Origin of the sequence: Pleomorphochaeta sp. DL1XJH-081 (assembly GCF_049310885.1) — a bacterium.
Taxonomy (GTDB): Bacteria; Spirochaetota; Spirochaetia; order Sphaerochaetales; family Sphaerochaetaceae; genus CAYZJV01.
In genome coordinates this window covers 1-20412 of the sequence record NZ_JBMDYO010000006.1, presented here as the reverse complement: position 1 = coordinate 20412, position 20412 = coordinate 1, and the positions used below count along the sequence as shown (strand labels likewise).

19 protein-coding genes, 3 tRNA genes and 1 riboswitch are annotated in these 20412 nt (G+C 45.8%); of the genes, 14 read left to right on the top strand and 8 right to left on the bottom strand.

What is annotated here, in order from left to right; translation table 11 throughout:
* The first annotated feature begins 200 nt into the window (after positions 1 to 200).
* Positions 201 to 273: transfer RNA gene (locus ACODJP_RS10425), tRNA-Met, on the top strand.
* A 59-nt stretch (positions 274 to 332) separates the two neighbouring features.
* On the opposite strand, the gene ACODJP_RS10420 is transcribed toward ACODJP_RS10425, so the two are convergent.
* Positions 333 to 1334 carry a sensor domain-containing diguanylate cyclase gene (locus ACODJP_RS10420; protein WP_422481225.1) on the bottom strand — a complete coding sequence of 334 codons (1002 nt, stop codon included), beginning with the start codon at positions 1332 to 1334 and terminating at the stop codon, positions 333 to 335.
* A 125-nt stretch (positions 1335 to 1459) separates the two neighbouring features.
* Here ACODJP_RS10420 and ACODJP_RS10415 point away from each other — a divergent pair, with 125 nt between their 5' ends.
* From ACODJP_RS10415 to ACODJP_RS10405, 3 genes are read left to right on the top strand one after another with little or no spacing between them, the layout of a single operon-like run.
* The gene (locus ACODJP_RS10415) at positions 1460 to 2236 is read left to right on the top strand and encodes a hypothetical protein (protein ID WP_422481223.1); all 777 of its coding nucleotides are present in this window, start codon (positions 1460 to 1462) and stop codon (positions 2234 to 2236) included.
* 1 nt (position 2237) lies between these two features.
* Entirely contained in the window at positions 2238 to 2789 is a 552-nt protein-coding gene (gene cyaB / locus ACODJP_RS10410) for a class IV adenylate cyclase (RefSeq protein ID WP_422481221.1), read from the top strand.
* 12 nt (positions 2790 to 2801) lie between these two features.
* On the top strand, positions 2802 to 3077 hold the full coding sequence (locus ACODJP_RS10405) for a peptidylprolyl isomerase (protein ID WP_422481219.1): 276 nt from the start codon (positions 2802 to 2804) through the stop codon (positions 3075 to 3077).
* Between the two features lie 7 nt (positions 3078 to 3084).
* Here ACODJP_RS10405 and ACODJP_RS10400 read toward each other — a convergent pair whose 3' ends face one another.
* From ACODJP_RS10400 to ACODJP_RS10380, 5 genes are all read right to left on the bottom strand, one after another.
* Positions 3085 to 3870: an ABC transporter ATP-binding protein gene (locus ACODJP_RS10400; protein WP_422481217.1), complete on the bottom strand. Its 786-nt coding sequence runs from the start codon at positions 3868 to 3870 to the stop codon at positions 3085 to 3087.
* Positions 3867 to 4895, bottom strand: coding sequence for a FecCD family ABC transporter permease (locus ACODJP_RS10395; protein ID WP_422481215.1), 1029 nt, complete (start codon positions 4893 to 4895; stop codon positions 3867 to 3869). Before ACODJP_RS10395 ends, ACODJP_RS10400 begins: the two co-directional genes overlap by 4 nt.
* A gap of 3 nt (positions 4896 to 4898) precedes the next feature.
* Positions 4899 to 5828 carry an ABC transporter substrate-binding protein gene (locus tag ACODJP_RS10390; protein ID WP_422481213.1) on the bottom strand — a complete coding sequence of 310 codons (930 nt, stop codon included), beginning with the start codon at positions 5826 to 5828 and terminating at the stop codon, positions 4899 to 4901.
* A gap of 73 nt (positions 5829 to 5901) precedes the next feature.
* A riboswitch (cobalamin riboswitch) is annotated at positions 5902 to 6094 on the bottom strand.
* Between the two features lie 75 nt (positions 6095 to 6169).
* Complete coding sequence (locus tag ACODJP_RS10385; protein ID WP_422481211.1) at positions 6170 to 7246, bottom strand: Gfo/Idh/MocA family protein; 1077 nt, start codon at positions 7244 to 7246, stop codon at positions 6170 to 6172.
* 106 nt (positions 7247 to 7352) lie between these two features.
* Positions 7353 to 8507 (bottom strand): Gfo/Idh/MocA family protein, encoded by a 1155-nt coding sequence (locus ACODJP_RS10380; RefSeq protein ID WP_422481209.1) that lies wholly within the window; start codon positions 8505 to 8507, stop codon positions 7353 to 7355.
* A 154-nt stretch (positions 8508 to 8661) separates the two neighbouring features.
* On the opposite strand from ACODJP_RS10380, the gene ACODJP_RS10375 reads away from it, so the two are divergent.
* From ACODJP_RS10375 to ACODJP_RS10360, 4 genes are all read left to right on the top strand, one after another.
* Positions 8662 to 9642: an ankyrin repeat domain-containing protein gene (locus ACODJP_RS10375; protein WP_422481207.1), complete on the top strand. Its 981-nt coding sequence runs from the start codon at positions 8662 to 8664 to the stop codon at positions 9640 to 9642.
* Between the two features lie 31 nt (positions 9643 to 9673).
* Entirely contained in the window at positions 9674 to 10132 is a 459-nt protein-coding gene (gene rnhA, locus ACODJP_RS10370) for a ribonuclease HI (protein WP_422481205.1), read from the top strand.
* Positions 10133 to 10198: 66 nt separating this feature from the next.
* Complete coding sequence (locus tag ACODJP_RS10365; protein ID WP_422481203.1) at positions 10199 to 11686, top strand: ATP-binding protein; 1488 nt, start codon at positions 10199 to 10201, stop codon at positions 11684 to 11686.
* A gap of 52 nt (positions 11687 to 11738) precedes the next feature.
* Positions 11739 to 11811 (top strand) — tRNA-Lys (locus ACODJP_RS10360).
* Between the two features lie 78 nt (positions 11812 to 11889).
* Here the strand turns inward: ACODJP_RS10360 and mutM are convergent.
* Complete coding sequence (gene mutM / locus ACODJP_RS10355; RefSeq protein WP_422481201.1) at positions 11890 to 12747, bottom strand: bifunctional DNA-formamidopyrimidine glycosylase/DNA-(apurinic or apyrimidinic site) lyase; 858 nt, start codon at positions 12745 to 12747, stop codon at positions 11890 to 11892.
* A gap of 60 nt (positions 12748 to 12807) precedes the next feature.
* Here mutM and ACODJP_RS10350 point away from each other — a divergent pair, with 60 nt between their 5' ends.
* The 6 genes from ACODJP_RS10350 to ACODJP_RS10325 all read left to right on the top strand — a co-directional run bounded on the left by ACODJP_RS10350 (position 12808) and on the right by ACODJP_RS10325 (position 19203).
* Positions 12808 to 13233: a C-GCAxxG-C-C family protein gene (locus ACODJP_RS10350; protein ID WP_422481199.1), complete on the top strand. Its 426-nt coding sequence runs from the start codon at positions 12808 to 12810 to the stop codon at positions 13231 to 13233.
* 19 nt (positions 13234 to 13252) lie between these two features.
* Positions 13253 to 14431, top strand: a complete 1179-nt coding sequence (locus tag ACODJP_RS10345; RefSeq protein WP_422481197.1) for an iron-containing alcohol dehydrogenase — start codon at positions 13253 to 13255, stop codon at positions 14429 to 14431.
* A gap of 138 nt (positions 14432 to 14569) precedes the next feature.
* Positions 14570 to 17215, top strand: a complete 2646-nt coding sequence (locus ACODJP_RS10340; protein WP_422481195.1) for an HD domain-containing phosphohydrolase — start codon at positions 14570 to 14572, stop codon at positions 17213 to 17215.
* A 90-nt stretch (positions 17216 to 17305) separates the two neighbouring features.
* Positions 17306 to 17377: transfer RNA gene (locus ACODJP_RS10335), tRNA-Glu, on the top strand.
* 126 nt (positions 17378 to 17503) lie between these two features.
* On the top strand, positions 17504 to 18574 hold the full coding sequence (locus ACODJP_RS10330) for a uracil phosphoribosyltransferase (protein WP_422481193.1): 1071 nt from the start codon (positions 17504 to 17506) through the stop codon (positions 18572 to 18574).
* Positions 18575 to 18579: 5 nt separating this feature from the next.
* Positions 18580 to 19203, top strand: a complete 624-nt coding sequence (locus ACODJP_RS10325) for a tetratricopeptide repeat protein (protein ID WP_422481191.1) — start codon at positions 18580 to 18582, stop codon at positions 19201 to 19203.
* A gap of 85 nt (positions 19204 to 19288) precedes the next feature.
* On the opposite strand, the gene ACODJP_RS10320 is transcribed toward ACODJP_RS10325, so the two are convergent.
* Positions 19289 to 19918, bottom strand: a complete 630-nt coding sequence (locus ACODJP_RS10320; protein ID WP_422481189.1) for an adenylate kinase — start codon at positions 19916 to 19918, stop codon at positions 19289 to 19291.
* Positions 19919 to 20412: the final 494 nt, after the last annotated feature.

The window sequence follows — 20412 nt, the reverse complement described above, 5'->3', positions numbered from 1 at the left end:
ATTACCGAACGAGCGCAGGAAACAAAAGCTTGCTTGTATTACCGAACGAGCGCAGGAAACAAAAGCTTGCTTGTATTACCGAGCGAGCGCAGGAAACGAAAGGACGCTTACATGCCTTGCATTTTCTGTACGGAAGACTCTTGACAGTGTCGCATTTCGTCGGTATAGTTGCGCCTGTCGTGTTCGACGACGCAAACTATGGCGGCGTAGCTCAGTTGGTAGAGCAAACGGCTCATATCCGTTCGGTCAGGGGTCCGAGTCCCTTCGCCGCTATTAAACGCTTCTCTTTCCCACGTCTTAATCGATACGGGGTGAGGGAGGCGTTTTTGTTTTCAGGAGACCCCTTGGACAGCTTGTCCGACTATCCTGTTCCTTCCTTGGGACTTCGCCACATACAGGAGTTTATCCGCTTCTTCAATGAGGTTTTCAACATTCTGATTCAGATAGCGGGCGACTCCTCCGCTGATGGTGACGCACACTGAATCGGCGAGTTCCAACTGCTCAATATGTCTTCGCATCCTATCGGCTATGAGGACAGACTGTTGATGGTCTGCTCCATAGAAAATTGCGATAAACTCTTCTCCACCATAGCGGCCGACCACATCCAACCCCCTGCTTTCGGTCTTGAAAACATTTGCTACTTTCTGCAGGACATAATCACCATAAAGATGGCCTTTCGAATCGTTGATTCGTTTGAAATGATCGATATCAAACATGCAAATTGAAAGCGGTTGGTCTTGAGCTTTAGACAGTTCCATCCTGTTGCGTAATGATTTTAAAGCCGCCTGTTTGTTAGGTAATCCGGTAAGGCTATCGGTTGTTGCCTCCAAGCGAAGATGGGCATTTTCTTCCTCCAGTGACAACTCTTTCTGCTTACTCTCGGTGATATCAAAGACAATACCGACAATAAGAACTGGTTTACCATCGGTGTCCCATTGGGTGATTTTTCCACGATCGTAGAACCATTTGTATGAACCACTCTTAGTCTGGATCCGATACGAACATTCATAGACGGGCTTGATATTGGCGATATGGTCCCTCATTGATTGCATCATCGCCCCATAATCGTCGGGGTGGACTTTCTCGGTGAAGAACTGGTAAGGAACCGACTCTGGGATTTCCGATGCTTCATATCCCAAGGTGGTTACCTTGAGCTGATCGAATACGACGGTGTTCATCTCTAAGTTGAAATACCAATGCCCCAAGTTTCCTGACCAGGCGTAATCGAGAACCGTCTCCTGGTGTTGCATCTCCAATAGTTCATCATTGAGTCGTTTCAACTCATTGACCCGTCTTTTCAATTCTTTACAAGGATCCGTGTGATCGTCTTCCATACAACCTACTCTCGGGCATACATGGGATCCCGTCAAGTTATTTCACATTGATTTTCATATTGGAACACTTGTGTGAACGTGTAACTCAACTTTACCATCATCAAATATTCCGCTACAGTGGTGGTATGACAGGATTTTTCATTAAGAAGGCGTTTTTCGATGGCTGGGATAATCTGATCTCTCTTGTAGTACTCAATCTTGGGTATCTTATAGTCATATTGACCCTCTATGGAGCATTGGAATTGTTTTCGGTCTCTGTTGTCGGAGGAATAGCGATGGCAGGATTGGCCTTAGTGCTTCATTCTTTCTATAGCGGAGCTCTCTCTTCACAAACGAAGGAATTTGCATATTACAGCCGTCCTGGGTTTAACGATTTCAAACGATCCTTTGCCCTCATCTGGCGTCACGCTTTACTACATGTCTTCATTAACCTATTCCTTGTAACCGTAATATTTTTTATCATCCCGTTCTATCTTTCCTATGATTCCATGTTCGCCTTTGTTATTGCGGTAGTGGTGTTCTGGATAGCTTTAGCCTTACTCTTGGCTATGATGTTTTATTATCCGCTTGCTATACAAATGCCGGAGGACAAACCACTGAAGACTTTGAAAAAGTCGTTAGTGATCGTGGCAGACAATTTAGCGTTCTCCCTGTTTTTCGGTGTCTACCACATATTCAATATGATCCTTACGATCTTGTTCGCCACGATAATACCTGGCGTCGCGGGAATACAACTCTCACGACAAGTCGCCATAAAACTGTTGCTTATGAAATATGATTATCTGGAAGCGGATGGCTCTGCCGATAGAAAACATATCCCTTGGGAAGAACTTCTATTCGATGAACAGGAGAAGGTAGGAAAGCGTACATTCAAGGGAATGATTTTCCCATGGAAGGATTGATATGGCACGAGAAGTGGAGTGTAAGATCCACATACCGGAGTATCGCTTAACCGCACTAACCGATGTGATCGACAAAGCGTTTCCCGCTATAGTGAAACAGGTTGTCGATAAGCGGGATGTCTACTATAGTCGTGATGGCTTTACAGCTGATTTTCGGATCAGGCAGGAAAATTCCATTCTTGTTTTGACCCGAAAACAAAAAGAACATCGTAATGACAGAGTTGAAGTGAATGATGAAATCGAGTTCACAGTGCCGAGGAAAGAGAGCGGAGCTCTGCATGCTTTTTTCGGATCACTTGGCTATGTTCCTCTCATAGAGAAGGGGAAGCAGGGAAATCTTTGGAAAGATGGTGGACTTTCGATAGAGTTGGTCCATGTAGATGGTTTGGGGTATTATCTTGAGATGGAACGCCTTTTGGAGGATTCGGCTACAGACGAACAGGTCCAAAGTGCACTTGAAGAATTGTCTGATTTACGCACCCGGTTGGGTGTCGCTGACTATCCGTTGGAGGGTAGATACTATCTTGAGATGCTACAAGAACAAAATTCATAGAGAGGATGTCACATGGAATTTCGCGCCAGTCATATTCTAGTAAAAGATAGGAAACTTGCTGAGGAACTGCTCAAGAGGATTAAGGGTGGGGCTAACTTCTCAGCTCTCGCTCGTGATTTCTCCACCTGTCCGAGTAAAAGCAAAGGCGGTGACTTAGGGTGGTTCGGTGAAGGAGCGATGGTTCCAGCTTTCGAACAGGCTGTGAAAAGGCTCTCTTCTGGGGGAATCAGTCCAGTCGTCCCAACCCAGTTTGGGTTCCATATAATTAAAAAGACCGGGTCCCGTTAGGACTCGCTTACCAGAGAGGATGAATGAGCGGCCGTCCAGAGGACTCGTTCGGGACGATATCTACCTCTATTTTATAGACCGATTCTATCCTCTCTTTGGTCAAGACTTCACCTACATTTCCCTCAGCTACGATTATTCCGCTTCTCATCATAATCACTAGGTCACTGTAAGCACTTACTGCATTTAAGTCGTGTAGGATGCATACCACTGTAGCAATCTTTTGTTCAACGAGTGAACGCAACAACCGTAGGATTTCCCGTTGGTTGTGGATATCAAGATGACTCACCGGTTCATCAAGGAAAATTACCTTTGCCTGTTGGGCTAATGCCCGAGCAATGAGCATCCGCTGATACTCCCCTCCGGAAAGTTCGGTAGCTAACCTATTGGCTAGATGACGCATTTCCATGGCATCCAAAGATTGGTCGATTAAGAGTTGGTCTTCCGCCGTCAATACAGCGAGTCTTCCTCCGTGGGCATACCTACCCATGGCCACACATTCAGAAACTGTGAAATCGTATTCCAATCGACTGGATTGGGGAACATAACTTGCTTTCCTTGCCATCTCTCGTTGGTTGTATGCCCTGATATCCTTTCCAAAGAGATCCACATTGCCTGTATGCGATTCAAGGATACCCAGCAGATGTCTCAGAAGGGTCGTCTTGCCAGATCCATTCGGACCTATGATCGAGATGAAAGAATCGATTGGCAAATCGGTATGGAGATTCCTGAATAGGACTTTACTTCTGTATGACCATTGGAGATTTCTGACCGATGCAGCATTAGGTTTCTTCACGATTGTCTCCTCTTGGAATTTACCAGTAGGATGATGAACAAGGGGGCTCCGGCTATTGCGGTTATTACTCCCACAGGAAGTTCAGACGCTCCCAACACGGTTCTCGCAACTGTATCGGCTCCAACCATCATGAGAGCTCCTCCTAAGATCGAGAAGGGGAGCAAAGATCGGTGACGTGGTCCGGTAACCAATCTCATGATATGTGGTACCATCAGCCCAACGAAACCTATCGTACCACAGAAGGCCACGGTGACCGCTGTTGCCAGTGTTGAAGAGAAGAGGAGGACCATCCTGACAACTTTTACAGAGACTCCGATACTATGAGCGGAAGCTTCGTCCAGTAGGAGGATGTCCAACTCCCGGGTAAGAAAAGCTATAGGGAGCATGCCTAGAGTTCCTATGGAGAGCATAATGGAGAGCTTGTTCCAGGATGAAGAACCAAAGCTTCCCATGGTCCACTGCATGATGTTCTGCAATTGTGCGCGATTTAAATACATGAAAAGCGTCATAAGCGCCGATAGGAGGAAGTTCAACGCAATTCCTGTTAAAAGTAGGGTAGTTGGCGACCTTCGTACCCCGCCAGAGAGTAGGAGGATGAACAAGGCCGTTCCAGCAGCTCCCAAGAATGCCACAAGTGGAACCTGCCATATTCCAGTAGCACCTCCGACAAATCCAAGAAATGCTGCGAGCGATACGCCAAATGCAGCGCCGCTGGAGATTCCCAATACATAAGGGTCAGCCATGGGATTACGGAAAAGAGCTTGGTATACCATACCTGACACAGAAAGGATAATCCCAGCGACCAATGATGTGAGGATACGTGGAAGACGGAGTGTCCACACGATTCGATGTTGGGCTGTTGTGAAATTTGCCGATTGGTCCACAGAAGGACCGGATAACAGAATATCATCGATAACCGTCAAAGGTATACCTGCTGGACCCAAAGTCAGCGCAAGACCAGTAACTGCAACGAGTGAGATTACCAAGGCTATACCGATGATCGGTAAAAATGTGGGACGTATCACCGCTTACCTCGAGAGTCGATCGATTTCTGTTGCGAGAATCGATACAGCTTGAGCGCTACGGGGACCCTGCCTCTCTATGATGTTGTTGTCAATATTGATGATTTTCCCCTTTTTTACAGCTGAGAGGGAAGCATACGAGGGATGATTTACGAATTGCTCATACGTCTGTTCAAAGGTACTTCCCCATAACGGGGGTAAGATAATGATGTCGGGATCTTTTGCATGTAACAACTCCAGCTGGTAGCTCCAGTTGACTGCCTCGGATGCAATGTTCTCACCGCCAGCGAGGGTGATGATATCATGGATGAACGTATCTCCTGTAGCAGTGAAATCACCCCATTCTCCAAACCCAGCGACATAATAGACACTGGGATTGTCTTTCAATTCTGAAACATTGATTTTTTCAATTTCAGATCGCATGTCCTTGACTATCTGGGCTGCTACCTTGGCGGTTCCTGTTACTTCGCCCACCTGTTCGATAATCCTATAGGTTCCCTCCATGGTTTGTGGTTCATCTATGAACGCTACTGGGATTCCAGTCATTTCTATCGCTTCTATGGTCTGTAGTTGACCTAAATTGCTGATAATTACGAGGTCAGGATCGGTAGAGACGATCTTTTCCACACTTGGAGAGAGTAGGTCTCCCATCGGTTCAATGGATTGGGCTTCATGAGGATAGTCGCAATAGTCGGTTCTTCCTACCATGTGATCCCCCAGTCCCAAGGAAAAAAGCGTTTCTGTAATATTTGGACTCAGTGAGACGATCTTCTGTGGGATCTCTTCAAGTGAAATGGTCACTCCACGTGAATCTACAATCGATATGGCATATTCTCCATGTGACTGCGACTCTCCCAATCCATTTGCCGAAAGGGGAATGATAATGAGTAACATCATCGAAATCAGAGAAATCAAGCGTGTTCGGTAATTTTCCATACCCAAACTCCTAAGTAAGTGATGGGTATGAGTCTGCACACCCGACCTATGCACCGTAGGTCCGATCAAGAGATCGACAGGTTCACATGCGGCAGGTCTCCTGACTTGGAGGAATACGTAACGGCTCCTTCCCGGAATTACTCCAGTGGTTGTCCAATGACAGCCGTTCTTACCTCATTACAGTGGCGGGACCGTACGGGACTTGCACCCGTTTCCCTCTTAGCGAATGGCTTGGAACCATCCGAACCGCTTGTCCGATCATGTTATGCTTACCGTGGGGATACTGTCAAGTTCAAACCCCACTATAGGCTAGGAAACCATCATCGATCTACTTTTCTCTCCTATGCGAGCACTGACGCTTGCGACTCAGCTTGTACCGCCAATTCAATCGCCCGGAACACCAATTGCTGATCCATTGCTGTTTCGGTACGATCGAGACAATCTCGTATGAACCGACCAAAGAACGGATATCCTGATTTGCCAGCTACACATTCATGGTGTTCACCCTCATGGTTTACTAGATAGACATGGTCTCCCTCCTGGTCCCTGGCGATATCGATATACTTACGTAACTCAATATATCCATCGGTTCCTAAGATTATCGTACGCCCATCTCCCCAGGTTCCCAAACCATCGGGAGTGAACCAATCTACGCGGAAATAACCCGAACACCCCGTATCAGTAGTAAGTGTAGTTTCGCCGAAATCGTAGAAAGACGGGTACTGGTGATGGTTGAAATTGGCTATCTTACTACTGGTGATAGTAGCATCTTTGGATCCGCTGAACGCAAGAATCTGTTCAATTTGATGGCATCCAATATCCACGAGGATTCCGCCATACATCTTCTTCTCGAAGAACCATTGTGGCCTGGTATGGGTCGCAGCACGATGAGGACCCCATCCCATTACTTGGACCACTTTTCCTACCGCCCCCTGACTTATGAGTTCCATCGCTCGGGTTGCAGCCTCAACATGCAATCGCTCACTATAGTAGACACCGAATTTTCTTCCAGTCTCCGCTACTGTCTTGCGAGCTTGTGCTATCTGTTCTTTTGTGATGCAAGGCGGTTTGTCAGCAAAGAAATCCTTTCCATGAAGCATTACCGAGATTCCTAACGGTGTACGTTCTACAGGTACCGATGCACTGGCAACCAATTTGATATCGGGGTGTTCTAATATCGCCTTCGGGTCTTTGCAAATGGTGACATGAGGGAATTGGGAAGAAAACTTTGACATTGCTTCGGGATTCTTATCATAAACGAATGCAATCTGGGCTCCACTTTCCTCAAGACCATTACACATGCCATAGATATGTCCATGATCTAATCCAATAACACCAACTTTGAATTCTCCTGGCTTACACACCGGAAAGGCCTTTCCTTTCGGGGCATAATTTTGTCCATCTGCTTTCTGTTGCATCCCGGAATCCTCCTCAACCAAAGATAAGATTTGTGATCCCTGTGGCGATCGAAAGAAACAAATATAGCTACTCGATCCATAGGGATTTTAGGGGCAAGAATTGACTCTATTTCGCATCCTTACCCAAGGTTATTTCACTTGTAGAGAAATTTTCAATACTCCGCTTCTTCTCATGGAATCTCGGCATAGTGGCAATGAGACCTCCTCGGGTATACAATGGATCATCTTTAGCCAATGGTAGGGTGACCGTCTGCTTCGATTGTGAAGATTTATAGATTGCCATGATCAACTCAATAGTATTCCTGCCTTGTTTTCCATCTATCAGTAACGGGTGTTTTCCTTCCAATGCTTCAATGAAGTCTTTCACCTGCCCTGCATGTCTCTCAGGAGAGATTTCGGGAAGATTGTTGTAGTAGGAATCCATTTCTTTTGCGGTTTGGGTATCATCTTCTGGGAATCCATTTTCCAATGCTTTAGAAGCTGCGATTTTCCATGGTGCCGAGAATCTTGCTTTTTCAGTTTGGAAAACTAACTGCTGTCCTTCGTCATGGGCAACGATAGAGGCTGTCATTTGGGCGAGCATGCCTGGATATTTCATTATTGCAATTGCAAGATCCTCACATTCCGAGTTGTCATGGCCTACATTTGTCATGACAGCAGTAATCTCCTGTGGCATTCCCACCATCCATTGTAATAGATCCAGTTGATGTACTGCATGGCTCGTTGTACAACCACCACATTCCTTCTCCCACGTACCTCTCCACCAAAGGTCATAGTAGTTTTGACCTCTCCACCACAACGAGTCTACTGTAGCGTGCAGAACGCTACCGCCAATACCTTCGCTAATCATATGTTTCAATCTCATCATCGATGTCCTGAATCTATTTTGTGCGATAGGTGAGAGAAGAACACGATTCCTTTCGGAGGCCTCGATCATCGCATCACATTCGGCAAGGGATGGAGCCATAGGCTTTTCGACCAAGACATGTTTTTTTGCATCCATTGCAGCTATGGAGACTTCTGCATGTACACTAGGGGGAAGACAAATAGAGACGATGTCGATGTCCGTACGTTCGAGCATCTGATGGTAATCCTCGAAAATATCAACGTTAATTTCCATCTCCTCCGCCAATGCCTTCGCTTTTTGGGGGTAGATATCACATAATGCTTTGATTTCGCAGTCCTCTGGGAATTGATTGTATGCGGCGATATGTGATCTTGCGATTGCACCTGTCCCTATTATTGCTACACCATGTTTCATGAGCGACTCCTTTCCTGCCAAATTTCCCTCTATTCTACCAAAGCCATCATATATAATGCAAACACTGTTTTTTTTTGATTGAAGTAGGGCAAAGATATTCTTTCATAGCGTCTTGACGAAACTGATGCTACAATATTCCCAAGGAGTTCAGAACATGGATCTTTCGGAGAGTTTTGCACAATTGTGCCATGCAGCCAAATCTGCAAGTGAAAAAGAAATCCTCGAGACATTACTGGTCAAGATTAGGGATGTGGACGAGTCGGATGCGGATGGCCACAGTCCATTATGGTATGCTGCGGTACGTAATCCACATATTGCAATAATCGAGGTTCTGGCTATGGCAGGCGCAGAAGTCAATTTTACCATCGTAAGCGAAGCCGCTATTAATAATCCGAACCCTGAAGTCGCTATATACCTTTTTTCCCACTTGAAGGCCGTTACGGAGAGGGAACTGGATCTTCTGTTTCTTCTATGTGCTGCTTCGAATGCTACAGACGAATTAATCCATTTCTTTGTCTCGAAGGGAGCCAATCCCAATACCACCATGCCTATGGATCTCTACCTAGAACCACGGGATGATGCAGATGACATAGACTATGATGAGTTATGGAATAGCGATGATCAAGCGGTTGAGCAAAATGCCCTAGTAGTAGCTATGTATGAGAATCCGGAACCGGTTCCCATGTTGGAGACACTATTGAGTCTTGGCGTAGACCCAAACGCAGTCGACTCGGAGGGATATCCTGTACTCGTCCATGCACTCGACAATGTGGATCTTGTCAAGGTATTGCTGAAGGGTGGAGCCAAGGCGAATGTAGTGGATTCTCAGGGGATGACACCACTTATGCATGCATGCGCTGCGGATAATTCACAAGTAGCATTGCTGTTGCTCGACTATGTAGACGATATTAACCGAAAATCTTTCACCGGCGAAACCGTATTACACTATGCCCTTGGCTGTCATCTCACCGATAACATTGAAGTTGTGTCCGCGATATTGGAAGCTGGTTGCGATGTGAACGAACCGGATGCAGATGGATTGTTTCCTCTCGATATTGCCCGTTTCAACTATTGTTCGGAAGAGATTGTAGAAATATTGATAGCAGCAGGAGCCCATATGAGCGACATTTCTTGACGTTCGTTTGACAATCTTCTAGGATTGCTCCATGCAAAATATGCTGACAGTTTATACAGATGGTGGTTGTTCTGGAAATCCCGGTCCTGGAGGCTGGGCTTTTGTTGTATTTGAAGGTGAGAAAGAATTGGCTGCGGAAAGTGGTGGGGAGCGCCAGACTACGAACAATCGAATGGAATTGTCGGCAGTGATCCAGGCTCTCACTTATATACTTGCGCTAAAGAGACCGATCTCCTCTGTCCAAGTGAATACCGACTCCCAATATGTCAAGAATGGTATAACCCAATGGATACACAACTGGAAGCGCAATGGGTGGCGGACAGCTGCGAAAGCTCCAGTGAAGAATAAGGAATATTGGATCCAGCTCGACGGACTTGCATCCAAACTTCCTATCGAATGGAAATGGGTAAAAGGTCATGCCGGTATTGAACTGAACGAACGCTGCGATGCTCTCGTCCGAAAAGAGATGGATACCTTGCTGGAAAGCTGAAAACGTCCTCAAATCTGAAGCGGATCTCCTGTCATCTACGTTCTCTAAGAGAATGGAGGTGTTTTCATGCGTCTACATAGCTTTGTGAGTAGAGGATTTTCGGGTGATTGTATAACCGTGGAGGCAGATCTGAGGAAAGGGTTTCCTGGGTTCGATCTCGTAGGCTTACCAGATAGTGCTATCAGGGAATCGCGGGAACGGGTTCGGAGCGCATTGCGTAATTCGGGGATACCCATCCCAAGGAAACGAGTATTGATCAATCTTGCACCTGCCAGCATGCATAAGGCAGGTTCCCAATTAGACCTTGCGATAGCTCTTGTAATTGCATTGTCACAAAAAATCTCTGATGGTGAAATCCAGATTGCCAATGATCTCCCTGTCATGGTGGTCGGTGAATTAGCACTCGATGGGACTGTCATCGCAATTCAGAATGTTCAAGGGGCATTGGCTGCGGCCAAACAAAAAGGGTGTCTGGCGACCATCGCACCTGTCCAAGATGGTCTTTTACCGTCTGATACGCTCATGTTAGTCACCTCTCTCTCCGATGCGGTGAAAAAAGTACAGCAACATCTTTTGGGCGATGATTTTCGCAAGTTGAGAGCAGGAGAAATTCAAATATCCCACGTTATCGACAAACTTCCTTTTGCCGATGTGGAAGGGCTGGAAAGTGTCCGAAGAGCCTTGGAAGTTGCAGCTGCTGGTGGGCATCATGTCCTCCTATTCGGATCTCCTGGTGCTGGTAAGACGCTTTGTGCGACCTCCTTCTCTAGTCTGCTCCCCCCTGCCCAAGAACTTCTTTATGAAGAAATGGCACGTATACGTTCTGCCTTAGGGAGTCTTGATCCATTAATCAGGGGGGAAAGACCCGCTTGCATCCTGCCCCAAGTTAGTTTGAAGGAAGATTTCTCGTTTTATGCGGCAAGAAGCCATGGGGGAGTTATGATAGTAGATGAAATTTCAACATTCCCGAAAAGTATTTTGGAGCAATTACGTGAAGTGTACGATAGGAGGCGGGTGTATTTGAAAATGGACAAAAGGATCTCCGAATTTCCTGCCCGATTCCAAATAATTGCAACCATGAATGCCTGTCCATGCGGAGAGTTGGGTATTGAGGATGGGAGATGCTCCTGTTCCCAGGTTACGATTATGCGATATTGGAAGAAATTGGGCTCAGGCTTGTTGGACAGGTTCGATATTCGAATCCCTGTTGATCCACAACAAGAATCGGAAATTGTATCGTTTCCTTTCGATTTGGAATGTGCCTTCGATCGACAGAAATTCCGTTTTAGCAATGAAGATTTTCCCATAATGCAGAATGCCGATCTGATGCATTATCCCCAAGCTAGGGTTCACCATATCGATGCACAAGTTATAGAGATGGCTAAATCTATACTTGATGGCAGCACAAGTATGCGGGGAGTCTTTTCAGTTTGTACCGTAGCTAGAACCATAGCGGATTTACTGGACCAAGACTTGATTGGTGAACAGGAAATAAGGATAGCCAGTATGTTGCGTAGATACGGATCGTATGATTTTTATTGGCGTAGCTACTGATGTTGTGTTGACACTTTGGAAACATATTGGTACTATCCAACTCGTTCGCCTTGGGCCACTAGCTCAGCTGGTAGAGCAACGCCCTTTTAAGGCGTGGGTCACTGGTTCGAATCCAGTGTGGCTCATCGGTATTTTTACTGGCGCGAACGCAATATAATCTCCTTCATGAAGAAACCGGAGCTATTTTGGCTATCCGGTTTTTTTCATGTATTGCCATTGTGATCTCTCTGGCAGTGAGGGCAAAGGTGAGTAGATCTTTGTGAGACTATGATTTTCTCAATAGGGGAGTTACAGACCGGACAGGGTTTTCCAGTTCTTTGGAATACCAGGAGATTGGTTTTATTTTCACCACTATGCCCAAAAGACGAAAAATTCGCTTCTCCGTTACCTAGTGAAGTCCCTCGACTTTCGATTCCTTGTAAAAGCGAGGACCGGATACTCTGTAGCAACAATTGCGTCTCTTCAGGTGTCAGTTCGCAAGCTTTTCTCAACGGATGTATTCTTGAGAGGAAGAGACTTTCATCGGCGTAGATGTTTCCAATACCTGCAATAGTCTGTTGATCGAGTAATACCGATTTGATATTAGCGCGCTTTTTTTGGAGAACATGGTAAAGTCCTCCATTTGAAAGTGCAATATCGAAAGGTTCCGGTCCCAACCTATCGAGAATTTTTCCAGGGCTGTCAGTAAGTATCATTCTTCCAAATTTTCGAGGATCATGAAAGGCTAAACCATGCGTCTCGAATGTGATGATGACACGGTCGTGTACATCAGGACTCGTATCTGAGAGTTTGACTTCAAGTGACCCGGACATGCGTAAATGGACAAGAAGGCTTTGTCTGTCATCCAATTTCAAATGGATGAATTTCCCTCTACGGCTGACATCGACGAATCTCCTGCCCGCAAGACGGCGAACGAACTCATTCGTCGCCATTTCCCCTATAGATCTCTGCCAACGAACGGCTGTGGATGTAATCGTTTGTCCCATAATGGGACTATTGAGGATATCGCGGCATGTTGTCTCTACCTCTGGAAGTTCTGGCATTCCTATTACCCCTGACATGCATTGAATGTGCTTGCCCCTTTGGCTAATTTCTGGTTTCATGAACATAAGGAAGGAATGATGAAAAATCAAGTGAACGTATACACTGAACGTGCTGCCCAATTGCATGCAAATGGCCATAACTGTGCACAGGCTGTCGCAGTGACCTTTGCCGATGAAGTGCGGATGGACAAGCATGCAATGTTTAAATTATCAGAAGCATTTGGACGTGGGATGGGCAATACAGATGGCACCTGCGGTGCCATCAGTGGTGCTCTCATGATACTTTCCCTGTTCACAAGTGGAGGCGATCCGAAAAACGTAACCAAGGCGACAACCTACGAATTTGGAGGGAACTTCTATGAGCGGTTCGTCAAGTCTGCTGGAAGCGCGACCTGCAGGGAACTGCAAGGACTGGATACCGGTACTCCCCTATATAGTTGCGAAGGTTGCATACATGAGGCTGTAAAAATCCTCTATGACATGATCAGCGAAGAAATGGAATAAAACAAAGGAGAAGTCTGAAATGAACAATTTTACCTACTATACCCCAACAAAAGTCTTTTTTGGCAAAGGTGTCGAAGAGCAGGTTGGTCCCACGCTACGGGATGCCGGGTTCAAAAAAGTATTGATTCACTTTGGTGGTGGCAGTGTCCGTAAGAGTGGCCTCATGGATAAAGTAGAGAAAAGTCTTCAGGCAACTGGTATCGAATTCGTTTCACTTGGCAACGTAGCGCCTAATCCAAAGATTTCACTGGTAAGAGAAGGTATCGATCTTGCCAAGAGAGAAGACGTGGATATGATTGTCGCTGTCGGAGGGGGGAGCGTGATCGACTCCGCCAAGGCAATTGGTCTTGGTCTATCCCACGGAAAAGATCCGTGGACAATGATCGAGGAGAAACAGCAGCCAACAAAGTCTTTTCCCTTAACGGCAGTATTAACCATAAGCGCCGCTGGGAGCGAAATGAGCCATTCCGACGTGATTACCAATTCTGATAAGCAACTCAAGCGTTCGGTAAATAGTGATCTTCTTCGTCCACTATTCGCTTTCGAGAATCCCGAGTATACCAGCACAGTCAGTCCATACCAGACTGCTTGCGGAATCGTGGATACCATGATGCATACATTGGAACGCTATCTCACACCAGATACGGATACGGAACTCATCGATCGATTATCGGAAGCAATTTTAGTATCGGTCAAGAATGCCGGTAGACAGGCTATCAAAAACCCCGAGGATTATGAAGCTAGGGCTACATTGATGTGGGCATCGAGTCTCTCCCATAATGGTTTGACCGGATGCGGAAAGAAAGCAACTTTTCCCGCTCACAAAATTGAACATGACATCTCAGGACTACACGATGAAGTCTCGCATGGAGCTGGTCTTGCTGTAGTATTTCCTGCATGGGCGAGGTACATATATACATATGATGTGCGGAAATTTGCCCAGCTCGCGAATCGGGTTTGGAAAGTAGATATGGATCACGACCATCCAGAGAGGACTGCTTTGGAGGGAATAGAGTCTATGACCAGATACTTTGCTGAAATCGGCATGCCTACTACCATGCAGGAACTGGGAATAGATCCTTCCGAATTTGAAATGCTCGCCGAAATGACGACGGACGGGGGAGCTCATCCATTACCATCCTATGTTCCCTTAGGGAAGAAGGAGATCATCGAAATCTACAGATTGGCTGAAAAATAGGTTTTGCTTTTGGCTTTCTCCACTTTTTGGAAAGATAACATTTTTATTTATGTTACCGCTATGGTATACTCGAGTCCAAATAGAGAGGGATGACAGGGCTCTCCTGTAATATCGATTTCTCTTTACAAGGAAATGCTCATGATGAGTAACGAACTTTCCGGTCAAAAATCGGAGTTGTTGACCAATCTGGGACATGTCCTCGATGCTGTCAATATTGGAGTTTGGATAGTAGATCTCAACTCAGGATCCTTCACCCTCAATTCTCCATTGCGTCAAATCCTTGGTCTTGTTCCTGATTCTGTAGTTAGCCTCTTCAGCGACATGTGGAAGGAATTGATACATCCGGACGATCTTGGAACCATATCGGAAGCCTTCCAACAGATTTCTCGGGTAGAACAGCATGCACTTTCGGCAGAATTGAGGATAAAAGATGTGCGCGGAAGTTACCATTGGTACGTATCCCATTTCCAAATTCTCGATATCGATAAGGATGGCTCTCCAGTAAGATTGGCGGGTACAATTCAGGATATCGATAGGAGCAAGCAGATAGCTCATATGCTCTATGAGAGTGAAAGGAGTAAGTCTGTATTGCTCAGTAATTTGCCTGGTATGGCTTACCGATGTTCATTCGATCCCGATTGGACGATGCAATTCGTGTCTGACGGTTGTTTTGAACTCACCGGATACAATGCTTTCGATCTGATTGCCAATAGAAAATGTTCCTATAACGATATCATTCTCCCCGAATATCGAACTATGGTATACGATGCCTGGGAACGTGGTGTCGCGGAACACGAGAAGGTGACGGTAACCTACAAGATCAGGACTGCAGAAGGGCAGGAAAAATGGGTTTGGGAACAAGGAACACCCCTCTATGATGTACAGGGCATGGTTGAAGTGCTCGAGGGTTTAGTATTGGATGTGACTGAACAAAAAAGGATGGAACAGACTGCCAGCCATATGATAGAGCTGATGCGCTATGTTGTGGAACATAACCGGAGTTCCGTTGCAATACATGATAAAAAGATGAATTATCTCTACGTGAGCAAACGCTATCTGGAAGAATTTGGAGTTCCCGGACAAGACGTGATTGGTAAAAACCATTATGAAGTTTTTCCAGACCTCCCCCAATATCTGAAGGATGTCCACTCACGGGTTCTTACTGGAGCTGTCGAGTCTGGTGATAATGATCAATGGATTCGAAGCGATGGATCGGTGGATTGGATGCGGTGGGAGTGTCGACCTTGGTATGAAGCTGACGGTACTATCGGCGGATTGGTCGTGTATACAGAGATAATTAACAAATGGAAACAGTTGGAGAACGAATTACGAAATGCGAATGCTCGTCTTGAAAGATTGATAACTGAAGCAAGCGGGCCGATTGCGATTCTAGACAACCATGGGTTAATCAGTAGGTTTAACAAAGCCTTTGAGAATCTCACTGGAAAGCGTTGGCAGCGTGTGGCTGATATCCATTTTGGTGAATTGTTCTCCATGGAGGATCTGCCGGAAGGTGGGGATCCTATCTCTTTCTGGGACAGATTATTCCAATCTACAACGAAAAACCATATTGAGTTGTCTATTTCCTCCAAAGGTGGTGATCGGCGACACGTTATTTGGAACTGGGCATCGGTCTCCGAAAAAGACTCAGAAGGGAAGACCTATACCATAGTACAAGGGCAGGACATCACCGAACGTAAGCTTGCGGAAGAACGACTGAGATACATGGGGGAGCGAGATTTCCTTACCGGGCTGTACAATCGCCAGTATCTTGAGTCTGAGCTGTTGAAGATGGATCGACCGGAGAATCTACCGCTAACCATACTCTTAGTCGATACGAATGGATTAAAAATTGTAAACGATTCATTCGGTACCGATGCCGGAGACCAATTGTTGCGGCATGTGGCCAGCATTTTAGAATCCGCTTGCAGTCCACATGATATCCTTGCAAGGTATGGAGGGGATGAATTCGTGATCCTTATGCCGAGAACTGGTACGGCAGGTGCGAAGAGGGTAGCCCAAAGAGTTTCTGGTTTGGCAGAGCAAGCGAAGACTTCTCAGATGAGAATATCCCTGTCATATGGTTATGCTACTAGGACATCTGTGAAGGAATCCTATAACGCTGTATTTAAAAGGGCAGAGGATGCGTTGAATCGGAGTAAGATCTACGAGAGTACTAGTGAGAAGAGCAAGTCGATCGGCTTAGTCATGAACACGTTATTCGAGAAAAGCCGCCGTGAATCCCAGCATTCAAAGCGAGTAAGCGCGCTCTGTGAAAAAATCGCACAGAGGTTGCAGATGAGTAGCGCGGATGTGAGCAGGATGAAAGTAGCTGGTCTTATGCATGATATAGGAAAAATTGGAATCGACGAAAGTATCCTCAACAAGGTAACTGCACTCGATAATGATGAATGGGAGGAGATGAAGAGGCATTCGGAAGTAGGGTATCGTATACTCTCTACCGCAACCGAATTTTCGGAGGTAGCAGAACATATTCTGGAACATCATGAAAAGTGGGATGGGAGCGGTTATCCACGTGGTCTGATCGGGAAGGAGATCTCTTTGCAGGCACGAATCATTGCTCTTGCCGATGCGTTCGATGCAATGACGAGCAACCGTTCATATCGTACCGGTCTTGGAGTTCAAGCAGCAGCTAAAGAGATCAAGCGATGTAGTGGATCACAATTTGATCCTGAGCTCGCTTCTCTTTTTGTAGCTATGATAGCATCCGGTGAGCTTCATGAGATACTCATAGACGGGATTGAAAGCGAAGATAACCGTTAAAGAAGTCTTTTTTGGTGGTTTTGGCAAATTATTGTGTAAACCTACTTGACGCTTTCTCTCTGTCATGGTACAAGACTATGCGTTTTTCAAGTCTCCATCGTCTAGTGGTTAGGACACCGGGTTTTCATCCCGGCAACGGGGGTTCAATTCCCCCTGGAGATGTTACCGTTCCTTTTTTGGGAACGGTTTTTTATTACTCCCGTTGCCCAAACACAATCCATACGTTACACTATTTCCTCAGAGCAGTTCTGTAATGAGCTCCAAATTCACATGGAGAGGCACCTGTACATGAATAAAGTGGTTTTACATGCTACCGATCTTGACGGATATCTAACCGATTCGGATAAAGAGAGTCTTGCCAAGGCTCAATCGTTGTATGCGGAGGCTATCGGCCTATTCAAAGAGATTGATACCGGAGATGCCGAACAAGTGCATCATGCCAGAGAATCGATTACTCCAGTCTTTGAACGGGTTGGACGGTATTTGAAGGAAATTGTTGCGAAAGAGAGTCGAATTCACGTCTATTCCTTCGAAACACCTCAGGTGCAACATGGAGCAGCCTCCCGATTGATCGCTAAGCTCCGTGATCCGAAGACCAGCCAATCTGAATTTCTCTATTTTGTCCAGCGTGCATACGAGCTGCTTTTTGCCCATGTATATGCAGATAAAGCACTGCCTAAGAAGCGGAGCATCATCACGCGGACTCCCGTTACTTTTCCTGCGCAGAACTATGCAGTCCATAAGATTCCTGATGTCGATGATCTTATCGACAATTCGGTTATGTGTGTTATGTTAAGAGGGGCGTTGCTTCCATCAATGATCATAAGTAAAGAGATACAGGATTATAGTTCGGATGGCCGGGTCGCTCCATTCGCTCTTTTCAAGATCAAGCGAGATGATACCAAGGTTGAGAAGAATATGGATTATCTTCTAGACCTAGACCGTTCTTTCTTTGACCTCTCCCAACTTGAAGGGAAAGATCTGATTTTTGCCGATCCTATGAATGCAACCGGAGGTTCTTTAGTTACTATTGTGAAGTACATCGAATCACAAGGGATAACTCCGCGTTCTATCCGTTTTATTACCGTCATCTCCGCACTCAAAGGAGCGTTACGGGTTGTCCGTGCAATCGATAGGGCAGAAGTATATACTCTTTGGATGGATCCCGTGCTGAATGAGAAAGCCTATATACTTCCCGGCCTCGGTGATGCTGGAGATCGACTCAATGGAGTAGACGAGGATGACAATCCGAGAAATATGATCCAATTGATTGCAGATTATGGTTCTACCATCACCGATCTTTATCGAGACCAGGTCCGGGAAATCGAGGAGACCGTATTGGGTAGGAATGGACACTGAGTGAAATGATAGATCTATCGGCTGGTAAACGGAGATATCGACTCTTCTGGGGTATTGTTACGATTGCAGTGCTCATAGGTCTATGTTCCTCTTGTCTTTCAAGTCCCGCAATAGAAACTTCGGCAATCGACAATTTAATAGCCGAAGCTACAACTAGAGAATCGGATGGTGACTTTGCCAGCGCGATAGAAATATATCTTGATGGATTGGTAAAATTTCCTAATGCCCCCAGATTGCTCTATAATCTAGCTATTGTTTATGCAAAGTCCGGAGCCTACCATGATAGTTTGACTGTATTGGAACGGTTGAATGGGATCACTAACCATACCAATACAAAATATCTAAATGCTCTGGCTGGTATTGCATCATATTCGGGTAATCTTGAGATAGCCCAGGAGTGCTGGAAGACTGTACTCGAAATCGATCCAATGGATTTTGATTCACGTGAGCGGTTGGTTGATTCATTTATAGAAAGCGAGATGTTCGAAGATGCTTACTACTATGCACTGCAAGCCTATGAGTTGCATCATTTCCAATCATGGGTGTTCGAAAAGTTGACTCTACTAGAGCATGAGACAGGTAGGGGCAGTGGAGCTTCTTGGAAACTTCTCGCCGATTCCCTTATATGATCAGTCTTATAAAAAATGAGGAGTCCGTTGTAAAGGCTCCTCATCATAGTTCCACCCGCAGTCTGTCCTACGGTCTCGATCCCTTCTATTGTCCAAGGACCTTCAGCAGAGCCTCAATAATCGATTCTGGTTTTCCTTTAGCATCGAGGTCGATAAGCAAGCCCTTTTCCCTATAATATGAAATAAGCGGTTCTGTCTGCCGTTCGTACACCTCAAGTCGATTAAGGATTGCCTCTTCTTTATCATCTTCCCGTTGGATTAGCGGTTCTCCAGTCTCATCGTCGATTCCCTCAACCTTTGGCGGGTTGTAGATGATATGATAGATCTTGCCGGAACTTTTGGCCATCCGTCTTCCTGAGAGTCGTTTTACAATCTCGTCCCTTCCAATCTGGAAGTTGATCACATACTCAATTTTTCTCATCTCTGCCAGCGCATCCGCTTGTGTTATGGTGCGGGGAAACCCATCCAAGATGAAACCATTGTCGGTATCACTATTTTCGAAACGTTGTCTCACCATCTCTACTGTAACAGAATCGGGCACCAGTTCTCCTGAAGCCAATATTGATTTTACCTGCTTCCCCAATTCCGTCTCCTGCTTTATTGCAGCCCTAAAAAGATCTCCAGTTGAAATATGGGGAACCCCCAGACGTTCCTTTGCCAATGCGGCAATAGTCCCTTTGCCAGCTCCTGGAGGCCCTAAAAACACTAGATTCATGGTTTTTCCTCTCTTTCTTCCCTTCATGTATTATGTGCGAATGCCATGAGATTATCAGATGACTCTGTTTTTGTCGCCCCTTCCAAAAAAAATGGAAAAATATTTTTAAACCCCCTAGACGTATTTGTGTAAAACAGGTAGTATCCACCTCGGCTCAACCAGAAAAAACCACAGCCGAAACGGCTTAAGGGTTTTGAAGGTGGAACAAAACGGAAAATAGTGGAAATTGCTATTGACACTATGTTTTCGATAGAGTATCTTAGTCGAGCACGCTAACGAAAGGTGCTTGGCCAAGAGCCAAAATCGCTCCCTTGCAAAAGGGATCAAGCGACCTGATTTATAACATTGATAAGCGAAGGAAAGAGAGAAGTATTGCAAGCAATTGCAAACTGTAAGGTGTGAATCTTATAGAGGTGCAAGGGCTTCCAAGTCAATTCACGAACGAAGTGAAAGCTAACGTTTGAGGCGCCGGCTGGAGAGCAGGTGCCGCGAGA

Excerpts from the sequence above, each read along its gene's own strand:
- ACODJP_RS10420 (WP_422481225.1), bottom strand. The coding sequence starts at position 1,334 with ATGGAAGACGATCACACGGATCCTTGTAAAGAATTGAAAAGACGGGTC.
- ACODJP_RS10415 (WP_422481223.1), top strand. The coding sequence starts at position 1,460 with ATGACAGGATTTTTCATTAAGAAGGCGTTTTTCGATGGCTGGGATAAT.
- cyaB (WP_422481221.1), top strand. The coding sequence starts at position 2,238 with ATGGCACGAGAAGTGGAGTGTAAGATCCACATACCGGAGTATCGCTTA.
- ACODJP_RS10405 (WP_422481219.1), top strand. The coding sequence starts at position 2,802 with ATGGAATTTCGCGCCAGTCATATTCTAGTAAAAGATAGGAAACTTGCT.
- ACODJP_RS10390 (WP_422481213.1), bottom strand. The coding sequence starts at position 5,828 with ATGGAAAATTACCGAACACGCTTGATTTCTCTGATTTCGATGATGTTA.
- ACODJP_RS10385 (WP_422481211.1), bottom strand. The coding sequence starts at position 7,246 with ATGCAACAGAAAGCAGATGGACAAAATTATGCCCCGAAAGGAAAGGCC.
- ACODJP_RS10380 (WP_422481209.1), bottom strand. The coding sequence starts at position 8,507 with ATGAAACATGGTGTAGCAATAATAGGGACAGGTGCAATCGCAAGATCA.
- ACODJP_RS10375 (WP_422481207.1), top strand. The coding sequence starts at position 8,662 with ATGGATCTTTCGGAGAGTTTTGCACAATTGTGCCATGCAGCCAAATCT.
- rnhA (WP_422481205.1), top strand. The coding sequence starts at position 9,674 with ATGCAAAATATGCTGACAGTTTATACAGATGGTGGTTGTTCTGGAAAT.
- ACODJP_RS10365 (WP_422481203.1), top strand. The coding sequence starts at position 10,199 with ATGCGTCTACATAGCTTTGTGAGTAGAGGATTTTCGGGTGATTGTATA.
- mutM (WP_422481201.1), bottom strand. The coding sequence starts at position 12,747 with ATGTCAGGGGTAATAGGAATGCCAGAACTTCCAGAGGTAGAGACAACA.
- ACODJP_RS10350 (WP_422481199.1), top strand. The coding sequence starts at position 12,808 with ATGAAAAATCAAGTGAACGTATACACTGAACGTGCTGCCCAATTGCAT.
- ACODJP_RS10345 (WP_422481197.1), top strand. The coding sequence starts at position 13,253 with ATGAACAATTTTACCTACTATACCCCAACAAAAGTCTTTTTTGGCAAA.
- ACODJP_RS10340 (WP_422481195.1), top strand. The coding sequence starts at position 14,570 with ATGATGAGTAACGAACTTTCCGGTCAAAAATCGGAGTTGTTGACCAAT.
- ACODJP_RS10330 (WP_422481193.1), top strand. The coding sequence starts at position 17,504 with ATGAATAAAGTGGTTTTACATGCTACCGATCTTGACGGATATCTAACC.
- ACODJP_RS10325 (WP_422481191.1), top strand. The coding sequence starts at position 18,580 with ATGATAGATCTATCGGCTGGTAAACGGAGATATCGACTCTTCTGGGGT.
- ACODJP_RS10320 (WP_422481189.1), bottom strand. The coding sequence starts at position 19,918 with ATGAATCTAGTGTTTTTAGGGCCTCCAGGAGCTGGCAAAGGGACTATT.